Source organism: Skermanella sp., assembly GCF_059503625.1.
On record NZ_JCACHA010000430.1, the window covers coordinates 1 to 2,395 of the forward strand.

2 protein-coding genes are annotated in these 2,395 nt (G+C 69.4%); both read left to right on the forward strand.

The genetic code is table 11. The features are described from left to right. Positions 1-718: 50S ribosomal protein L11 methyltransferase (locus AC5JJ6_RS09410; protein WP_496041789.1), on the forward strand; the 718-nt coding region annotated here is incomplete at its 5' end. 124 nt (positions 719-842) lie between these two features. Beyond that, positions 843-2,395 (forward strand): aminopeptidase P family N-terminal domain-containing protein (locus AC5JJ6_RS09415; protein ID WP_496041790.1); only part of this gene is annotated, 1,553 nt, incomplete at its 3' end.

Here is a 2,395-nt window from a genome sequence, read left to right on the forward strand (position 1 = left end):
GGACCGGTCCTGGCTGACCTCGCGGGTGGCCGTCCTGGCCGAGGCCGTCGGGATCGCGGAGCCGGAGATCACGTTCGAGCCGGTGCCGAAGCTCGACTGGCTGACCAAATCCTATCAGAGCTTCCCGCCGATCCGGGCCGGCCGCTGCTTCATCCACGGTTCCCACTTCGAGGGCAAGGTGCCGGCGTCCTCGATCGGTCTGCTGGTCGATGCCGCGACGGCGTTCGGCTCGGGTGAACACGCGACGACCTTCGGCTGTCTCGTGGCGCTCGACCGGCTGTCCAAGCGCTTTCCGGTCAGGCGGGCACTGGACATGGGCTGCGGGTCGGGCATCCTGGCGCTGGCCATCGCCAAGCTCTGGCATGCTCCTGTCGTGGCTTCCGACATCGATGCCGAATCGGTGCGGGTGGCCCGGCTGAACGCCCGGCGCAACAAGGTGGCGGGGCTGGTCCACGCGGTCGGCGGCGTCGGCTACAAGGTGGCTGCGGTCCGCCGGAGCCGTCCCTACGACCTGATCGCCAGCAACATCCTGGCGCGGCCGCTGGCGCGGATGGCGCCCGACCTTCGGAAGGCGCTGCGGCCCGGCGGCTACGTCGTCCTGTCGGGGCTGCTCGACCGGCACGAGAACTGGGTGCTGGCGGCGCACCGGGCGCAGGGGCTTCGTCTGGTCGGCCGGGTCCCGGTCGGGGAATGGCGGACGCTGATCCTCCGCGGCTGACCGCCCGGCCTTCGAAAACGCCCGGTCCTGGAAAACCTCGCCTTCGCCGTCCTTTGGCGCTTGCGCGCGTTCGAGGCGGGTTTTAGCCTTTGCCTCTTCCGCGATCACAGAAGAGGTTCCACCCGTGGACGGTATCGGCGAGAGTTCGAACGGGTATGGCGGTGACGACGCCCTGGATAGACTGCTGGACGAAGCGGGGCTGAACCGGTCGGCCGCGGAGATCCGCGCGCTGGTCGAAGGCGTCAACGCCGCTCCAAGGGGAACCGATCCCGATGCATGGCTGGCCCTGTTCGATCGGCAACGCCTGACCGATCCCCTGCGGCTGCAACTGAAGGCTCTTCGCGACGAACTGGCCCAGGCTGCCGAGGCCAAGGACGCACCGGATCATGCCGCACGCCTCGCGGCGCTGCGGGCGGAATTGAGCAGGCGCGGGCTTGCCGGGTTCGTGGTGCCCCGATCCGACGAGCATCAGGGGGAATACGTTCCGGCCCGTGCCGACCGCTTGGCCTGGATCTCCGGTTTCACCGGGTCGGCCGGGCTCGCCATCGTCATGCTGGATCAGGCCGCCATTTTCGTCGACGGCCGCTACACCCTTCAGGTTCAGGCGGAAGTATCGGCATCGCAGTTCCAGTACAAGCACCTGACGGACGATCCCCATGCCGAATGGGCCGCATCCGTGCTGCCCCAGGGCGGACGGCTGGGATACGATCCTTGGCTCCACACCGTCGGCTGGGTCGAGCGGACGCGTTCGATCCTCGCCAGGACGGGAGCGGACTTGCAGGCCTGCCCCGACAACCCGATAGATGCCGTCTGGCCGGACCAGCCGCCGGCGCCGCTGGCCCCCGTGGTGCCGCACGACCTTCGCTATGCCGGCAAGCCGGCTGCGGAGAAGCTGGGGGACGTTGCGGCGTCGCTGCGGAAGGACGGCCAGACCGCCGTGGTCCTGACCCAGCCGGACAGCATCGCGTGGCTGCTCAACATCCGGGGCGCCGACGTGCCCCACACGCCGCTGCCCCTGTCCTTCGCCATCGTCGACGACGAAGGAGCCGCCGACCTTTTCATCGACCGGCGGAAGCTGGTGCCGGGACTGGACGAGCACTTGGGCAACCGCGTATCGATTCGCGATCCCGGCGAACTCGGCGCGGCGCTGGATGCGCTCGGCGCCAATCCCGCAGTCAAGGTGCGGGTCGATCCGGCGACGTCGGCCGCCTGGATCTTCGACCGCCTGTTGCTGGCCAAGGCCAAGGTCGAGCGCGGCGCCGATCCCACGGCCTTGCCCAAGGCGCGCAAGAACGAGGTCGAACTCGATGGCACCCGCGCGGCGCATCTGCGCGACGCCGTGGCGGTCGCCCGCTTCCTGGCCTGGCTGTCGCGGACGGCGCCCGACGGCAACCTGGGAGAGATCGAGGCCGCCGCCCGCCTGAAGGAGTTCCGGCGCGAAGGAGACCTGTTCCGCGACCTCAGCTTCGAGACGATCTCCGGGGCCGGCCCGAACGGCGCGATCGTGCATTACAGGGTGTCGGAGAAGACCGAGCGGCGGCTTGCGCCGGGCAGTCTGTATCTGATCGACAGCGGCGCGCAGTACCTTGACGGTACGACGGACATAACCCGGACGGTGGCCGTCGGCGTTCCGACGGCGGAGATGCGGGAGCACTTCACGCTGGTGCTGAAGGGCCA